This is a genomic window from Streptomyces sp. NPDC058534 (assembly GCF_042717365.1).
GTDB lineage: Bacteria > Actinomycetota > Actinomycetes > Streptomycetales > Streptomycetaceae > Streptomyces.
The window spans coordinates 1-15,036 of the sequence record NZ_JBHXNW010000028.1 but is presented as its reverse complement, the minus strand read 5'-3'; the positions used below and the strand labels follow the sequence as shown (position 1 = coordinate 15,036).

At 73.6% G+C, this 15,036-nt stretch carries 11 protein-coding genes and 1 pseudogene; 2 read left to right on the top strand and 10 right to left on the bottom strand.

The window, feature by feature from the left end; all coding sequences use genetic code 11:
- Window positions 1-31 precede the first annotated feature (31 nt).
- The 6 genes from ACFWR9_RS18730 to ACFWR9_RS18705 form a co-directional block, all read right to left on the bottom strand.
- Window positions 32-1,876 carry a biotin carboxylase N-terminal domain-containing protein gene (locus ACFWR9_RS18730; RefSeq protein WP_383843298.1) on the bottom strand — a complete coding sequence of 615 codons (1,845 nt, stop codon included), beginning with the start codon at window positions 1,874-1,876 and terminating at the stop codon, window positions 32-34.
- Between the two features lie 31 nt (window positions 1,877-1,907).
- On the bottom strand, window positions 1,908-3,506 hold the full coding sequence (locus tag ACFWR9_RS18725; protein WP_383843104.1) for an acyl-CoA carboxylase subunit beta: 1,599 nt from the start codon (window positions 3,504-3,506) through the stop codon (window positions 1,908-1,910).
- Window positions 3,503-5,173, bottom strand: a complete 1,671-nt coding sequence (locus tag ACFWR9_RS18720; RefSeq protein ID WP_383843101.1) for an acyclic terpene utilization AtuA family protein — start codon at window positions 5,171-5,173, stop codon at window positions 3,503-3,505. Before ACFWR9_RS18720 ends, ACFWR9_RS18725 begins: the two co-directional genes overlap by 4 nt.
- Complete coding sequence (locus ACFWR9_RS18715; protein ID WP_383843098.1) at window positions 5,170-5,973, bottom strand: TIGR03084 family metal-binding protein; 804 nt, start codon at window positions 5,971-5,973, stop codon at window positions 5,170-5,172. The genes ACFWR9_RS18720 and ACFWR9_RS18715 overlap by 4 nt, the downstream gene beginning before the upstream one ends.
- Before the next feature lie 168 nt (window positions 5,974-6,141).
- Window positions 6,142-6,378: a DUF6247 family protein gene (locus ACFWR9_RS18710; protein WP_383843095.1), complete on the bottom strand. Its 237-nt coding sequence runs from the start codon at window positions 6,376-6,378 to the stop codon at window positions 6,142-6,144.
- Between the two features lie 128 nt (window positions 6,379-6,506).
- Entirely contained in the window at window positions 6,507-7,484 is a 978-nt protein-coding gene (locus tag ACFWR9_RS18705; RefSeq protein WP_383843092.1) for a DMT family transporter, read from the bottom strand.
- Window positions 7,485-7,700: 216 nt separating this feature from the next.
- Between ACFWR9_RS18705 and ACFWR9_RS18700 the strand changes: the two genes are divergently transcribed.
- Window positions 7,701-8,153: an NUDIX hydrolase gene (locus tag ACFWR9_RS18700; RefSeq protein ID WP_383843089.1), complete on the top strand. Its 453-nt coding sequence runs from the start codon at window positions 7,701-7,703 to the stop codon at window positions 8,151-8,153.
- Between the two features lie 55 nt (window positions 8,154-8,208).
- On the opposite strand, the gene ACFWR9_RS18695 is transcribed toward ACFWR9_RS18700, so the two are convergent.
- From ACFWR9_RS18695 to ACFWR9_RS18680, 4 genes and pseudogenes are all read right to left on the bottom strand, one after another.
- Entirely contained in the window at window positions 8,209-8,796 is a 588-nt protein-coding gene (locus tag ACFWR9_RS18695) for a DinB family protein (protein ID WP_383843086.1), read from the bottom strand.
- Between the two features lie 115 nt (window positions 8,797-8,911).
- A complete protein-coding gene (locus ACFWR9_RS18690; RefSeq protein ID WP_383843083.1) occupies window positions 8,912-10,483 on the bottom strand; it encodes an FG-GAP-like repeat-containing protein in 1,572 nt (523 codons plus the stop codon).
- Between the two features lie 42 nt (window positions 10,484-10,525).
- Window positions 10,526-10,633, bottom strand: a pseudogene (locus ACFWR9_RS18685) (SAM-dependent methyltransferase); the annotation flags it as partial.
- Between the two features lie 202 nt (window positions 10,634-10,835).
- Window positions 10,836-13,694 carry an FAD-linked oxidase C-terminal domain-containing protein gene (locus tag ACFWR9_RS18680; RefSeq protein ID WP_383843080.1) on the bottom strand — a complete coding sequence of 953 codons (2,859 nt, stop codon included), beginning with the start codon at window positions 13,692-13,694 and terminating at the stop codon, window positions 10,836-10,838.
- Between the two features lie 110 nt (window positions 13,695-13,804).
- On the opposite strand from ACFWR9_RS18680, the gene serC reads away from it, so the two are divergent.
- On the top strand, window positions 13,805-14,923 hold the full coding sequence (gene serC / locus ACFWR9_RS18675) for a phosphoserine transaminase (protein ID WP_383843077.1): 1,119 nt from the start codon (window positions 13,805-13,807) through the stop codon (window positions 14,921-14,923).
- Window positions 14,924-15,036 lie beyond the last annotated feature (113 nt).

Genomic DNA, 15,036 nt, shown 5'->3' with positions numbered 1-15,036 from the left:
GGAGCCGCATATTCAATGCAGCCCCGCGCCCCTAGGTGTCTTGGACTACCGCCAATAGAGAGCCCACCGTGACCTGTTGGCCGGGTACGGCGTGCAGGTGCGTCAGCGTGCCCGTGGTCGGGGCCGTGATCCTGTGTTCCATCTTCATCGCCTCCAGCCAGAGGAGGGGTTGGCCCGCCTCTACGCTCGTGCCCTCCGTCAGGCCCTCCGCGACGCGGACGACCGTGCCGGGCATGGGGGCCAGGAGGGAGCCGGGGGCGTGCTGGGTGGTGGGGTCGGGGAAGCGGGGCGGGACGGTGAGGGCGGTGGTGTTGACGTGGACGCGGTCGTCGTAGCGGGCGACCTCGTAGCGGCGTCGTACGCCGTCGGTTTCGAGGACGACCAGGCCGGCGTCGGCGTGCACGACGCGTACGCCGTCCGCCGTGAGGCCGGTGCGGGTGTGGTGGTAGCGGACCTCGTGCTCCTCGCCGGCGAGGACGTACCGCTTGACCTGGGGTTGCGAGGGCAGGTTGCGCCAGCCGCCGAAGCGGCCCGGGTGGGCGCTCGCGTCGGCGAGGGCGGCGGCCAGCGGGGCGAGGGGGTCGGGGCCGGACTGCGTGAGACCGGCCAGGTGGCGGTCGTAGAAGCCGGTGTCCATGCGGGCGGAGGTGAACTCCTCGTGGCGCAGGGAGCGCACGAGGAGGTCGCGGTTGGTGACCGGGCCGTGGATCGCCGCCCGTTCCAGGGCGCCGGCGAGGCGGCGGACGGCCTCCGCGCGGGTGGGTGCGTGGGCGACCGCCTTGGCGAGCATCGGGTCGTAGTGGACGCCGATGTCGTCGCCGTCGGTGTAGCCGGTGTCCAGGCGGATGCCGTCGGGCACGGTGAGGCGGTGCAGGCGGCCGGTCTGCGGAGCCCAGCCGTGCGCCGGGTCCTCGGCGTACAGGCGGGCCTCGATGGCGTGGCCACGCGCGCGTGGGGGGTCGTTTTCGAGGGCGTGGCCTTCCGCGACGCGGAGTTGCAGGGCGACGAGGTCGACGCCGAAGACGGCCTCGGTGACGGGGTGTTCGACCTGGAGGCGGGTGTTCATCTCCAGGAAGTGCGCCCTGCCGTCGGCGACGAGGAACTCGACGGTGCCGACGCCCACGTAGTCGACGGCGCGGGCGGCGCGTACGGCGAGGTCATTCAGTTCGCCGGTCAGTTGAGGCGTCAGGCCCGGTGCCGGCGCCTCCTCGATCACCTTCTGGTGGCGGCGCTGGAGGGAGCAGTCGCGGGTGCCGAGCGCCCAGACCGTGCCGTGGGTGTCGGCGAGGATCTGCACCTCGACGTGGCGGCCGTTCTCGACGTACGGCTCGACGAAGACCTCTCCGTCACCGAAGGCGCTCGCCGCCTCCGCGCGGGCGGCGGTCAGTTCGGCGTCGAGGTCCGCCAGGCGCCGTACGACGCGCATGCCGCGTCCGCCGCCGCCCGCCGCGGCCTTCACCAGCACCGGCAGGTCGGCCTCGGTGACCTCGCCCAGGGGGGCGATGCCCATCAGTTCCTTGGCGCGGGTCTTGGACGCCATCGCCTCGATGGCCTCCGGCGGCGGTCCGATCCAGGTCAGTCCGGCGTCGAGGACGGCGCGGGCGAAGCCGGCGTTCTCGGAGAGGAAGCCGTAGCCGGGGTGGACGGCGTCGGCGCCGGCGGCGAGCGCGGCCTTCACGATCAGGTCGCCGCGCAGATAGGTGTCGGCGGAGGCGGCGCCCGGCAGGCGTACGGCCGCGTCGGCCACGCGCGTGTGGAGGGCGTTCTCGTCGGCGTCCGAGTGCACGGCGACGGTTCGGATTCCGGACTCGCGGCAGGTGCGGAAGATCCGGCAGGCGATCTCGCCCCGGTTGGCGACGAGGACGGTGCCGATCACGGTGTTTCCCTCGCTGGTCACAGTGGGTCCCTCACATCCGGAAGACGCCGAAGCCACCGCGCGCGCCCTCGTAGGGCGCGGTGTGGACGGCCGACAGGCACAGGCCGAGGACGGTGCGGGTGTCGCGCGGGTCGATGACACCGTCGTCGTAGAGCCGCCCGGAGAGGAACTTGGGCAGCGACTCGGACTCGATCTGCTGCTCCACCATGGCGCGCAGCGCGGCGTCGCCCTCGTCGTCGTACGGCTGCCCCTTCGCGGCGGCCGACTGGCGGGCGACGATGGAGAGCACGCCGGCGAGCTGTTGCGGGCCCATGACGGCGGACTTGGCGCTGGGCCAGGCGAAGAGGAAGCGCGGGTCGTAGGCGCGGCCGCACATGCCGTAGTGGCCGGCGCCGTAGGACGCCCCCATGAGGACGGACAGGTGCGGGACGCGGGAGTTGGAGACCGCGTTGATCATCATGGCGCCGTGCTTGATGATGCCGCCCTGCTCGTACTCCCTGCCGACCATGTAACCGGTGGTGTTGTGGAGGAAGAGGAGCGGGATGTCGCGCTGGTTGGCGAGCTGGATGAACTGGGCGGCCTTCTGGGACTCCTCGCTGAACAGCACCCCTTGGGCGTTGGCCAGGATGCCGACCGGGTAGCCGTGCAGGGCGGCCCAGCCGGTGGTCAGGCTCGTCCCGTACAGCGGCTTGAACTCGTCGAAGTCGGAGGCGTCGACGATCCGGGCGATGACCTCGCGCGGGTCGAAGGGGGCCTTGAGGTCGCCGGGGACGATGCCGAGGAGTTCCTCCGGGTCGTACGTGGGCGGCTCGGCCGGTGCCGGATCGGCGTACGCCTTGCGGTGGTTGAGGCGGGCGACGACGCGGCGGGCCTGGCGGAGGGCGTCGGGCTCGTCCAGGGCGAAGTGGTCGGCGAGGCCCGAGGTGCGGGCGTGCATCTCGGCGCCGCCCAGCGACTCGTCGTCGCTCTCCTCGCCGGTGGCCATCTTGACCAGGGGCGGCCCGCCGAGGAACACCTTGGCGCGCTCCTTGACCATGATCACGTGGTCGGACATGCCGGGGATGTAGGCGCCCCCGGCCGTCGAGTTGCCGAAGACGACGGCGATGGTGGGGATGCCGGCCGCCGACAGCCGGGTGAGGTCCCGGAAGATCGCGCCGCCGGGGATGAAGATCTCCTTCTGGGAGGGCAGGTCGGCGCCGCCGGACTCCACCAGGCTGATGCAGGGCAGCCGGTTGGCCAGCGCGATGTCGTTGGCGCGCAGGGCCTTCTTCAGCGACCAGGGGTTGCTGGCGCCGCCGCGCACGGTGGGGTCGTTGGCGGTGATCAGGCACTCGACGCCCTCGACGACGCCGATGCCGGTGACGAGGGAGGCGCCGATCGCGTACTCGCTCCCCCAGGCGGCCAGCGGGGACAGCTCCAGGAAGGGCGTGTCGGGGTCGAGGAGCAGCTCGATGCGCTCGCGGGCGAGGAGCTTGCCGCGCCCCCGGTGCCGGGCGACGTACTTCTCGCCGCCGCCCGCCAGCGCCTTGGCGTGTTCGGCGGCCAGGTCGGCGAGTTTCGCCAGCATGGTCTCGCGGTTGGCGCGGTGGTCGGGGGCGGCGGGGTCGAGGGCGGAGGCGAGGACGGTCACAGGAGGACCTCCGGGATGTCCAGATGGCGGGCGCGCAGCCATTCGCCGAGCGCCTTGGCCTGCGGGTCGAAGCGGTGCTGGGCGGCGACGCCCTCGCCGAGGATGCCCTCGACGACGAAGTTGAGGGCACGCAGGTTGGGCAGCTGGTGCCGCGTGACGGGCAGGTCGCGGGCCTCGGGGAGGAGTTCCCGGAAGCGGTCGGCGGTGAGTTCGTGCGCGAGCCAGCGCCAGGCGTCGTCGGTCCGCGCCCAGACGCCGACGTTGGCGTCCCCACCTTTGTCGCCGCTGCGGGCACCGGCGACGAGCCCGAGGGGGGCGCTGCGGGTGGGGCCCGGCGGGAGCGGCTCCGGCAGGGGCGGTTCCGGTACGTCCGCCAGTACGGCGGTGTCCTGGGCGCCGGGCACGGGGACCCGGCGCCCGTCGTGGAGGACGGCCACATGGTCGACGGTGTCCCGGGGGACGTGGGTGGCCTCGAAAACGCCATAGGGCGCGCCCTTTCCGGGTGGCGCCAGCACATGGAAGCCGGGGTAACTGGCAAGGGCCAGTTCGATGGCCGCCCCGCTCAACGCCCGCCCCACGACCTGCTGGTCGGCGTCGCGGACGACGAGTCGCAGCAGGGCGCTGGCCGTCTCCTCGGTCGGCGCGTCGGGCCGGTCGGTGCGGACCAGGTCCCAGCGGACGTCGGCGGCCTTGCCGAGCGCGGGTTCCAGCTGCGCGCGCACCAGCGCGGCCTTGGCCTCGACGTCGAGGCCGGTGAGCACGAAGGTGACCTCGTTGCGGAAGCCGCCGAGGCGGTTGAGGCCGACCTTGAGGGTGGGCGGCGGCGCCTCGCCCCGCACGCCCTCGACGCGGACGCGGTCGGGGCCGTCCTGGGCGAGCCGTACGGTGTCCAGCCGGGCGGTGACGTCGGGCCCCGCGTACCGGGCGCCGCCCGTCTCGTACAGCAGTTGGGCGGTGACCGTGCCGGTGTCGACGAAGCCGCCGGTGCCGTCGTGCTTGGTGATGACCGAGGTGCCGTCGGCGTGCAGTTCGGCGAGCGGGAAGCCGGGGCGCCGTACGTCGCCGTCCTGGAAGAACGCGTAGTTGCCGCCGGTCGTCTGCGCCCCGCACTCCAGCAGGTGCCCGGCGACGACCGCGCCCGCGAGCCGGTCGTACTCCGTGGGCGCCCAGCCGAAGTGCGCGGCGGCGGGCCCGGTGACCAGGGCGGCGTCGGTGACCCGCCCGGTGACGACCACGTCGGCGCCCGCGCGCAGACACGCGGCGACGCCGTGGCCGCCGAGATAGGCGTGCGCGGCGAGGGTCCCCGGGTGGGCGGCGGTGAGGTCGTCGCCCTCGACGTGCGCGACGCGTACGGGGATGCCGAGGCGGTCGGCGAGGGTCCGTACGGCGTCGGCGAGCCCGGCGGGATTGAGTCCGCCGGCGTTGGCGACGATCTTGACGCCCCGCTCGTGGGCGAGGCCCAGGCACTCCTCCAGTTGCCGCAGGAAGGTGCGGGCGTATCCGGCGGCGGGGTCCCTCAGCCGGTCGCGGCCCAGGATGAGCATGGTCAGCTCGGCGAGGTAGTCGCCGGTGAGGACGTCCAGGGGGCCGTCGGTGAGCATCTCGCGCATGGCGTCGAAGCGGTCGCCGTAGAAGCCGGAGGCGTTGCCGACGCGCAGCACGCTCACCGGGCCGCCCCCTTCGTCCCCTTGGGTTTCCGCCCGGCTCCCGGCGGCCCGGCGAAGGCCTGGGCGATGTCCAGCCAGCGGTCGGCGTCCGGGCCCTCGGCGGTGAGGGCGAGGTCGGCGCGGTGGGCACGCTGGGTGGCGAGGAGACAGAAGTCGAGCGCGGGGCCGGTGACGCGCTGCGGGGCGTCCTCGGGACCGTACGCCCAGACATCGCCGCCCGGACCGGTGAGTTCGACGCGGAACTGCCCGGCGGGCGGGGTGAGTCCGTGGGCGGCGTGGGCGAAGTCCCGGGCACGGACGCCGATGCGGGCGACGTGCCGGAGGCGGTCGGTGGGCGGGCGCACGACACCGATCGCGTCCGCGATGTCCAGGCCGTGCGCCCAGGTCTCCATCAGGCGGGCGGTGGCCATGGAGGCGGCGGCCATCGGCGGCCCGTACCAGGGGAAGCGGGCGCCGGGGGTCGCTCGGCGCAGCGCCTCCTCAAGGGCGGCGCGGCCGTCCCGCCAGGCGGCCAGCAGCTCGGCGGGGTCCTGCCGGGCGCCCTCCTCGGCACCGTCGTCGACGTACCGGTCGGGTGCGGCGAGGGCCTGCTCCACCAGGCCCCGGAAGCCGTCCTCGTCGGTGACGGCGAGCAGGGCGGCGCGGTCGGTCCAGGCCAGGTGCGCGATCTGGTGCGCGACCGTCCAGCCGGGCGCGGGGCTGGCGAGCCGCCACTCCCCGGGCCCCAACCGGGCCACCAGCGCGTCGAGTTCCTCACTCTCCTCGCGCAGATCGTCGATCACGGGCGTCGGGTCGGACACGATCGCTCCCCTCGGGCACGGCGGCTTGCGGCGCGGTGTGGTTGAGGAGCATGGCAGGGGGTGCAGAAACAATCAAGCATGCTTGCTGGATTTTGACCGGACGGCAGTCCGTGGCGGCGCGGGTGCTCGGCGACCCCGTGCCGGCCCGTCAGGAGAGGGGGTCGGGGGTCACTTGCAGGTCACTCGGCGAGCGATCAGCGTGGCCCAGTGCAGCAGGCAGGCGTTGATCGGCGCGAGAGAACCGCCCTCCACCGCTTCGGCGAGCGCCTGGTCCGTCGCCTGGTCGTACGCCGACAGCAACTCGGGGGCAACGACCGCGCAGGCGGCTCGCAGGGTCCGCGGGGTGCGCTCGGGGCGAGGGGTCAACGGTCCCTCACCAACGGCCGCGGAGTGCTGTGGGCTCATGCTGCCGCTCCCTTCGCGCCCGGGGCGGACGCGCAAGCCCGCCGACGGGTGTCAGGCGTGAGGTCCCGCGCCCGACCTTAGCCTCATGCACACGACGTCGGGCACGGTCCGAAACCCGCGCCCGCCCCCTACTGGCCGTCGTCCCCCGGCCCCGGCAGCTGTCGCTTCGCGCGGCTCCCCCGCCCCACCTGGGTCCGCACCGCCCCCATGCTGGCCGCGATCACCAGGGCGATGGCCGCGGACTGGGTGGCGGAGAGGGCCTGGTCGAGGATGAGGAAGCCGGCCGTGGCGGCGATGGCGGGCTCCAGGCTCATCAGGATGGCGAAGGTGGGGGCGGGCAGGCGGCGCAGGGCGAGGAGTTCGAGGGTGTAGGGCAGGACGGAGGAGAGCAGGGCGACCCCGGCGCCCAGCGCGATCGTGGCCGGGTCCAGGAGCTTGCCGCCCGACTCGGCGATGCCCAGCGGCAGGAACAGCAGCGCGCCGACCGCCATCGCGAGCGCCAGCCCGTCGGCCTGCGGGAAGCGGCGCCCGGTGCGGGCGCTGAAGAGGATGTACGCCGCCCACATCGCGCCCGCCCCGAGCGCGAAGGCGACACCGGCCGGGTCGAGGCTTTCGAAGCCGCCGCCGCCGAGCAGGAAGACGCCGGCCAGGGCGAGCGCCGCCCAGACCAGGTTGACCGCGCGGCGGGAGGCGACGACGGACAGGGCGAGCGGCCCGAGCACCTCCAGGGTGACGGCGGGGCCGAGGGGGATGCGGTCGACGGCCTGGTAGAAGAGGCCGTTCATACCGGCCATGGCGATGCCGAAGACGACGACCGTGCCCCAGTCGGCCCGGGAGTGCCCGCGCAGCCGGGGCCGGCAGATCAGCAGCAGTACGACGGCGGCGACGGCCAGCCGCAGGGTCACCACACCGAGCGCGCCGGCCCGGGGCATCAGGGTCACCGCCAGCGCCGCGCCGAACTGCACGGAGAGGCCACCGGCGAGGACCAGGCCGACCGGACCGAGGGAACCCCGTCGCCCGCCCGGCACGGACTGATGGCCGGCGACGGGCGCCGCCTCCGCGCCGGCCACGGGGGCGGCGGCGGACGGGGTGCTGGGGGTGCTCACGGTGGCTCCGGGTCGTCTGGGAGTAGGTCTGGGGAGTAGGCCAGGTATCAGATTGTTCATCACACTGTACGTCACAGTGCACAGCAATGAACCAAGTCAGGCACATAGCCCTGCCACGCAACTGTCGCGAGCGGGGAGGGCCGCTGTCAACGGACTTCCGGCATGTGGGCGGACTCGCCGGAAGGGCCCTTTCGGCGAGGAGGTAGCGTCCGCACCGTGAGACGACTCGTTGCCCGCCTCTGGCGCCTGCTGCGCCCCGTGCAGAGCCGTGTGATGTGGCTGCTGCACACCAAGTACGTCGTCGGCGTGACCGGCGTCGTGCGCGACGACGAGGGACGGGTCCTGCTGCTGAAGCACCGGATGTGGCCGCCGGGCCGCCAATGGGGCCTGCCGAGCGGCTTCGCGCGCAAGGGCGAGGACTTCCGGCGGACCGTCGTCCGCGAGGTCAGGGAGGAGACCGCCCTCGACGTGGAGGTGGGCCGCCTGGTCATGCTGAACAGCGGCCTGCGCACCCGCCTGGAAGTGGCGTACGAGGCCCGCTTGCTGGGCGGCGAGCTGCGCATCGACCCGTTCGAGATCCTGGAGGCCCGCTGGTGCCGCCCGGACGAGTTGCCCGAGGACATCCAGCCGGTGTGCGGTCCGCTGGTCCGGGGCGAGACGACGCCCTGACGAACTCTCGCGGGCGGCACCGAACACACCGGCTCGGGATCAGGGTCCTTTCCGGTCAGCCCATGCTCTTCGCACCGTCCAGGGACTCCCGGACGATGTCGGCGTGGCCGGCGTGCTGGGCGGTCTCGGCGATGACGTGCAGCAGCACCCGCCGGACCGACCACTGCGCGGCGGGCTCGAACCACGGGGCCTTCGGCAACGGCTGCGCGGCCTCCAGGTCGGGCAGCGTGGCGACCAGGTCATCGGTCCGGCGGGCCACCTCGGCGTAGTCGGCCAGTACACCGGCCAGCGTCTCGCCGGGCAGCATCCGGAACTCGTCGGCGCGCTGGGCCCAGTCGGCCTCGGTCATGGCCGTGAAGTCCCCCATCGCGGAGGGGCCGTCCAGGATGAAGTCCGCCCAGCCCCTTTCGACCGAGGTCACGTGCTTGATCAGGCCGCCCAGGCAGAGCTCGCCGGCGGTGGTCCGGAGCCCGGCCTGCTCGTCGGTGAGGTCACGTGTGGTGAAGCGCAGGAAGTGCCGGTGCTTGGCCAGCACCTCCAGCAGGTCGGCGCGCTCACCGCTGAGGGCCGGGGCCTCGGCCAGGTCGCGGGTGGTGGACTCGCGGGTGGTCGACTCGCGGGTGGTCGGGTCGTCGAGGGTCATGGTTCCGCCTTCCGGTGTTCCGGTCCGTCGGTCGGGGACCACGCTATGGGCCATCGAGGTCAGTTCTTGTCCTAGATAAGCGGTGCTCGGGACGGAGACGGAGCACAGGATGCGGCTAGAGAGCGATCCCCCCGCCGCCCATCAGCAGTCCCAGCCCTTCCGTGTCGTCGAAGGCGTCGCCGGACAGCCGGGTGGCGCCCTCGGTGGCGGGTCCCTTCGCGGTGCCGGGGAGCACCCACGCGACGCTGTCGATCGTGTCGCTGCCCGGCGCGGTCACCACGAGGTCGGCGCGTCCGTCGCCGTCCAGGTCGGTGAGGCCCAGCGAGCTGCCGAAGTCGGCTTGCCCGTCGGGGGCGGCGCCGAGGTCGCTCCCGTCGAAGAGGCGGCCACCCTGACCACTGAGCCCGTCCGGTCCGCCTGCCAGGAACAGCACCTGCTCCGGGCCCGGCTCCCCGTAGATGTCCCACCGAGGAGCGCCGGCGACGACGTCCGCGTATCCGTCGCCGTTGACGTCCCCGACGTCCAGGGACACGAAGACGGCATCCTCGTCCTGGGGCTCCTCGCCCGGCACGCCCGGGGTGTCGCGGTCGACGGTCGTCGTCCGCCTGCCCGGCCCGGACTCCGAGCCGTACACGACCGTCACCGAGCTGCGGCTCGCGTCACCGCCCCGGGGGGTGAGGACCAGGTCGCCGAAGCCGTCGCCGTCCACGTCGCCGATGGCACCGGCCCCGGCGTCGGGGAGGCGGATACCCTGCGGCTGCGTGAAGCCGTCCCGGCCGCCGTGCAGGTAGGCCACCGGCCGCATCTGCTCGGACCAGGGCCCCTCGGGGTCAGGGTCGGCGTCGTGGAAGCTCACCAGGTCGTCGACGCCGTCGCCGTCGAGGTCCCCGGCGACGAGGTCGCCGAAGTTCGCGGTGTCGACGTCCGGCGCGGGTCGGCGCGGGGCGGGGACGCGGGCCGTCCCGGCCGGGGTGCCGTCGCGCTCGAAGGGGCCCTTGAGCAGCCCCTTGTCGGAACCGAGCCCGAAGACCAGGTCGGAGTGCCCGTCCCCGTCGAAGTCACCGGCGGCGAGCTGCTCCTCCAGGATCGGGTCGTTGTCCCAGGCGACGTGGCTGCCGTCCGTGCCCGGCACGCGCGTGGCACTCGACAGCCCCTCCCCCGACCCCCACACGATGATCACGCTCGGCTTCCAGTCGAAGACGGCGGTGGCGAGGTCGGTGTACCCGTCCCCGTCGAAGTCCCGCGCCACGACGTCCGTCCCGAAGAACGCCTCGTCGCGATTCTTGCCGGGTATCCCGGGGTCGTCCTGAGTGAGGTACTGGCACCGTCCGACCCGCGTCCCGTCCCCCGTCCCGTACGCGACCTCGACACTCCCGCCCCCACTCCCGCCCTCCACACTGCCGCCCGCGCCGAAGGCCAGGTCGGGGTTGCCGTCTCCGTCGAAGTCGGCGGGAGCCACGGTGCCCTCCGGGGCGGCCCGTACCGACGCGTCCCCGCCGGCGGGCGCGGCCCCCTCACCCGAGGCCCGGCACGCGTACGGCGCGGCGATGCCCTCCGGCTCGTCGCCGACGACCACCATCCCCACGACGACGCCCAACGCGACGACGCCGGCAGCGCCGCCGATCAGCCACGTCCGCTTGCCGACGCGTCGCCGCCGTACCTCCGCCTGATCATCCGAACCGTCCATACGAATGATCACGCGCCGGCCGCGTCACGCGGTTCCTGGTCGTCAGGCCGGACGGCGCCCCACGGAAAGCAGATGTGAACTCGCCGCCAACAACTCCGGGTAGGGCTCGGCCATGCGGGCAGCCGCGAGAACCGACTGGAACAGGCTCGACTGCATGGAACCGTCAGACCCCCGCGACGGGTGGAGTCGTCCGGGGGCACGGCCACCAGCTGTACCTGATCGGAGCTGATGACATGACCGACCTTATCGGCCGCCTCCTCGCACGGCTGGGCCTGATGCCCAAACCCCGAGGCACCCACCGCCGCACCGGCCCGCGCCCGGCGACCCGTACCGCACCAGCATTCCGCAATCGCTACTCTTCCTCCAGCCCCTCCGCCAACACCTCCGCCAAGTGCCGCCCCCGCACCCCCGCCAACTGCTCCAACTGCGTCCGGCAAGAGAAGCCGTCCGCCAGGACCACCGCCCCCTCCGGTGCCTCCCGCACCGCCGGCAGCAGCTGGTCCTCGGCGCACGCGGTCGACACCTCGTAGTGGCCGGCCTCGAAACCGAAGTTGCCCGCGAGGCCGCAGCAGCCGCCGGTCAGCTCGCCGGTCAGGCCCGCTGCCTCGCGCAGGCGGCGGTCGGGGGCGTCGCCCAGGACCGCGTGCTGGTGGCAGTGGGTCTGGCCGGTGACCGGGCGGTCCACGGCGGGCGGAGTCCAGTGGGGGGCGTGGCGTTCCAGGGCCTCCGCGAAGGTCAGCACCCGGGCGGCGAGGCGGGCCGCCCGGGGGTCGTCGTGGAGCAGCTCCGGGAGGTCCGTGCGCAGGGCCGCCGCGCAACTCGGTTCCAGGACGACGACCGGCGCCGACGTCTCCAGCACCGGGGCCATCAGGTCCAGCGTGCGTCGCAGCACCGCGCGGGCCTGGTCCAGCTGCCCCGTCGACACGTACGTCAGACCGCAGCAGACCCGGCCCCGGCGGGCGGTCATCAGCGCCGCCGCCGACTTCGACGTACCGTCGCCGACCGCGGCCCGACCCCGCAGGGTCGGTGGCAGCGCCACCCGCAGTCCCGCCGCCTCCAGCACCCGTACGGCCGCCCGGCCCACGGACGGCGACAGGTGTTCGGTGAAGGTGTCGGGCCAGAGGACGACCAGGTCGCCGGAGCGATCCGGACCTGAGGGACGCCGGCGCCACCAGCGAGTGAACGGCTCCCGTGCCAGGCGCGGCAGGTCCCGCTCGCGCGCGATCCCGCCCACGCGTTTCGCCACGGCCGCCAACGGGCGCACGGACGCCAGCGCGTTGACGACCGGCGCCAGGCGGGCCCGCGCCGCCCAGCGCAGCCACACCGGCAGCCTGCCCATCGCGTAGTGGGCGGCGGGTCGGCGGCGCCCCGCGTAGTGGTGGTGCAGGAACTCCGCCTTGTACGTGGCCATGTCGACCTCGACCGGGCAGTCGGAGCGGCAGCCCTTGCAGGACAGGCACAGGTCGAGCGCGTCGCGGACCTCCGTCGACCGCCAGCCGTCCGTCACCAGCTCGCCCGCGAGCATCTCGTGCAGCAGGCGGGCGCGCCCGCGGGTCGAGTGCTCCTCGTCCCCCGTCGCCCGGAAGGACGGGCACATGACGCCCGAGCCGGTCACCGACGTCGTACGGCACTTGGCGACCCCCACGCAGCGCCGTACCGCCGCCGAGAAGTCACCGCCGTCGGACGGGTAGCCGAACGCCACGTCCACCGGCTCGCGCGGCAGGACGGAGAAGCGGAGGTTGGTGTCCAACGGCGCCGGGCGGACCAGCATCCCCGGGTTGAGGAGGTCGTCCGGGTCCCAGACGGCCTTCGCGCGTTCGAAGAGGGCGACCGTCTCCGCCCCGTACATCCGCGGCAGCAGCTCCGCTCGCGCCTGCCCGTCCCCGTGCTCACCGGAGAGCGAGCCGCCGTGCGCCACGACCACGTCCGCCAGCTCCTCCGAGAAGCGGCGGAATCGCGCGACCCCCGCGTCCGTCAGCAGGTCGAAGTCGATGCGTACGTGGATGCAGCCGTCGCCGAAGTGGCCGTACGGTGTGCCGCGCAAACCATGAGAGGTCAGCAGCGCCCTGAAGTCGCGCAGGTAGGCGCCCAGGCGGGCCGGGGGCACCGCGCAGTCCTCCCAGCCGGGCCACGCCTCCGAACCGTCCGGCATCCGCGTCGCCGTACCGCTCGCGTCCTCCCGCACGCGCCACAGCGTCCGCCGGCCCGCCGGGTCGGTCACCACGCGCGCGTCGACGACGTCGGCCGCCCGCACGATCGCCTCCGCACGCGCGCGTGCCTCCGCCTCCGACTCGCCGCCGGTCTCCACGAACAGCCACGCCCCGCCCCGGGGCAGCCCCTCCGTGGACGGGACCAGGTCGACCGCCATGCCCTCCACCGTCAGCGGGCCGTACGGCAGCAGCCCGGCCGCCGCCTCCGCCGCCCCGGCCTCGTCGGCGTAGCCCAGCACCGCCAGCGCACGCGCGCGTGGCGCCTCGACCAGCCGGACCTCCGCCTGGGTCAGCACGCCCAGCGTGCCCTCCGAGCCGCAGAAGGAGCGGGCGACGTCCGCGCCCCGCTCCGGCAGCAGCGCGTCCAGCGCGTAGCCGGAGATACGGCGGGGGAGGTCGGGGAAGCCCGTGCGCAGGCGTGCCAGGCCGCCGTCGACGAGGTCGCGCAGGCCGTCCGGCGCCCCGGCCCACTCCTGCCCGAGCCGCAGCCGCTTCCCCCGCGCGGTGAGCACGGTCAGTTCGCGGACGCTGTCGGCCGTCGTGCCCCACGCGACCGAGTGGGAGCCGCACGAGTTGTTGCCGATCATGCCGCCGAGCGTGCAGCGGCTGTGGGTGGAGGGGTCGGGGCCGAAGCGCAGGCCGTGCGGGGCGGCGGCGTCCTGGAGGCGGTCGAGGACCAGGCCCGGCTGGACCATGGCCGTACGGGCCTCCGCGTCGAGGGAGACCAGCCGGTTCATGTGCCGGGTGAAGTCCAGGACCACCCCCGTGCCCGTCGCCTGCCCGGCGATCGACGTGCCGCCGCCCCGTGCGACCACCGGCACCCCGTGCTCCCGGCACACCCCCAGCACGGCCGCCACGTCGTCGGCGTCTCTCGGCGCCACCACGCCGAGCGGGACCCTCCGGTAGTTGGACGCGTCCATCGTCGTCAGCGCGCGGGAGGTGACGTCGAACCCGACCTCGCCGCGGACGGCCCTGCGCAGTGCTGCCTCCAGATCGGTCATGTCATCCAGCATGGCTCTTGTGGTTCGGTACAGGTCCGCAAGGCGGAGACTTCGTCTCATCGGACGGACATGGCTTCGTCCGGTTTGGCCGACGGGATACCCTCCGGCACGTGGCTGAGATCCAGATTCCTGCTGACATCAAGCCCGCGGACGGTCGATTCGGCGCGGGTCCCTCCAAGGTGCGGGTGGAGGCGCTGGACGCCCTGGCCGCCACCGGTACGTCCCTCCTCGGCACCTCCCACCGACAGGCTCCGGTCAAGAACCTGGTCGGCAAGGTCCGTGAGGGCATCCGCGAGCTGTTCCGGCTCCCCGACGGCTACGAGGTGATCCTCGGCAACGGCGGCTCCACCGCGTTCTGGGACGTCGCGACCCACGGCCTGATCGAGAACAGGTCGCAGCACCTGAGCTTCGGCGAGTTCTCCTCCAAGTTCGCCAAGGCCGCGAAGCTCGCGCCCTGGCTGGCCGAGCCGACGGTCGTCTCCTCCGACCCGGGCACCCACCCCGACGCGCGCGCCGAGGCCGGCGTGGACGTCTACGCGTTCACCCACAACGAGACCTCGACCGGCGTCGCCATGCCCATCAAGCGGGTCGCCGGAGCCGACGAGGGCTCCCTCGTACTGGTCGACGCGACGTCCGGCGCCGGCGGTCTGCCGGTCGACATCGCCGAGACCGACGTCTACTACTTCGCCCCGCAGAAGTCCTTCGCCTCCGACGGCGGCCTGTGGATCGGCGTCTTCTCCCCGGCCGCGATCGAGCGCGCCGAGCGAGTCCACGCCTCCGGCCGGCACGTCCCGGAGTTCTTCTCCCTCCCGACGGCGATCGACAACTCCCGCAAGAACCAGACGTACAACACCCCGGCCCTCGCCACGCTCTTCCTGCTGGGCGAGCAGCTGGACTGGATGAACGGCCAGGGCGGCCTGGACTTCACCACCGGCCGCACCAAGGACTCCTCGACCCGCCTCTACTCCTGGGCGGAGGAGGCCAAGTACGCGACCCCGTTCGTCTCGGACCCGGCCAAGCGGTCGCAGGTCATCGGCACCATCGACTTCGCCGACGACATCGACGCCGCCGCCGTCGCCAAGGTGCTGCGCGCCAACGGCGTCGTCGACACCGAGCCGTACCGCAAGCTCGGCCGCAACCAGCTGCGGGTGGCGATGTTCCCGGCGATCGACCCGGCGGACGTCGAGGCGCTCACGAAGTGCGTCGACTATGTGATCGAGAAGCTCTAGCCGCTTCTTCCCGTACGACGACGGAGGGGGGGGCGCGGGGGAGGCGCGCCCGCCCCCCGCCCGCGCCCCGCCCGGACGAACAAACCCCCAGCAAAAACACGCCGGCGCGCCCC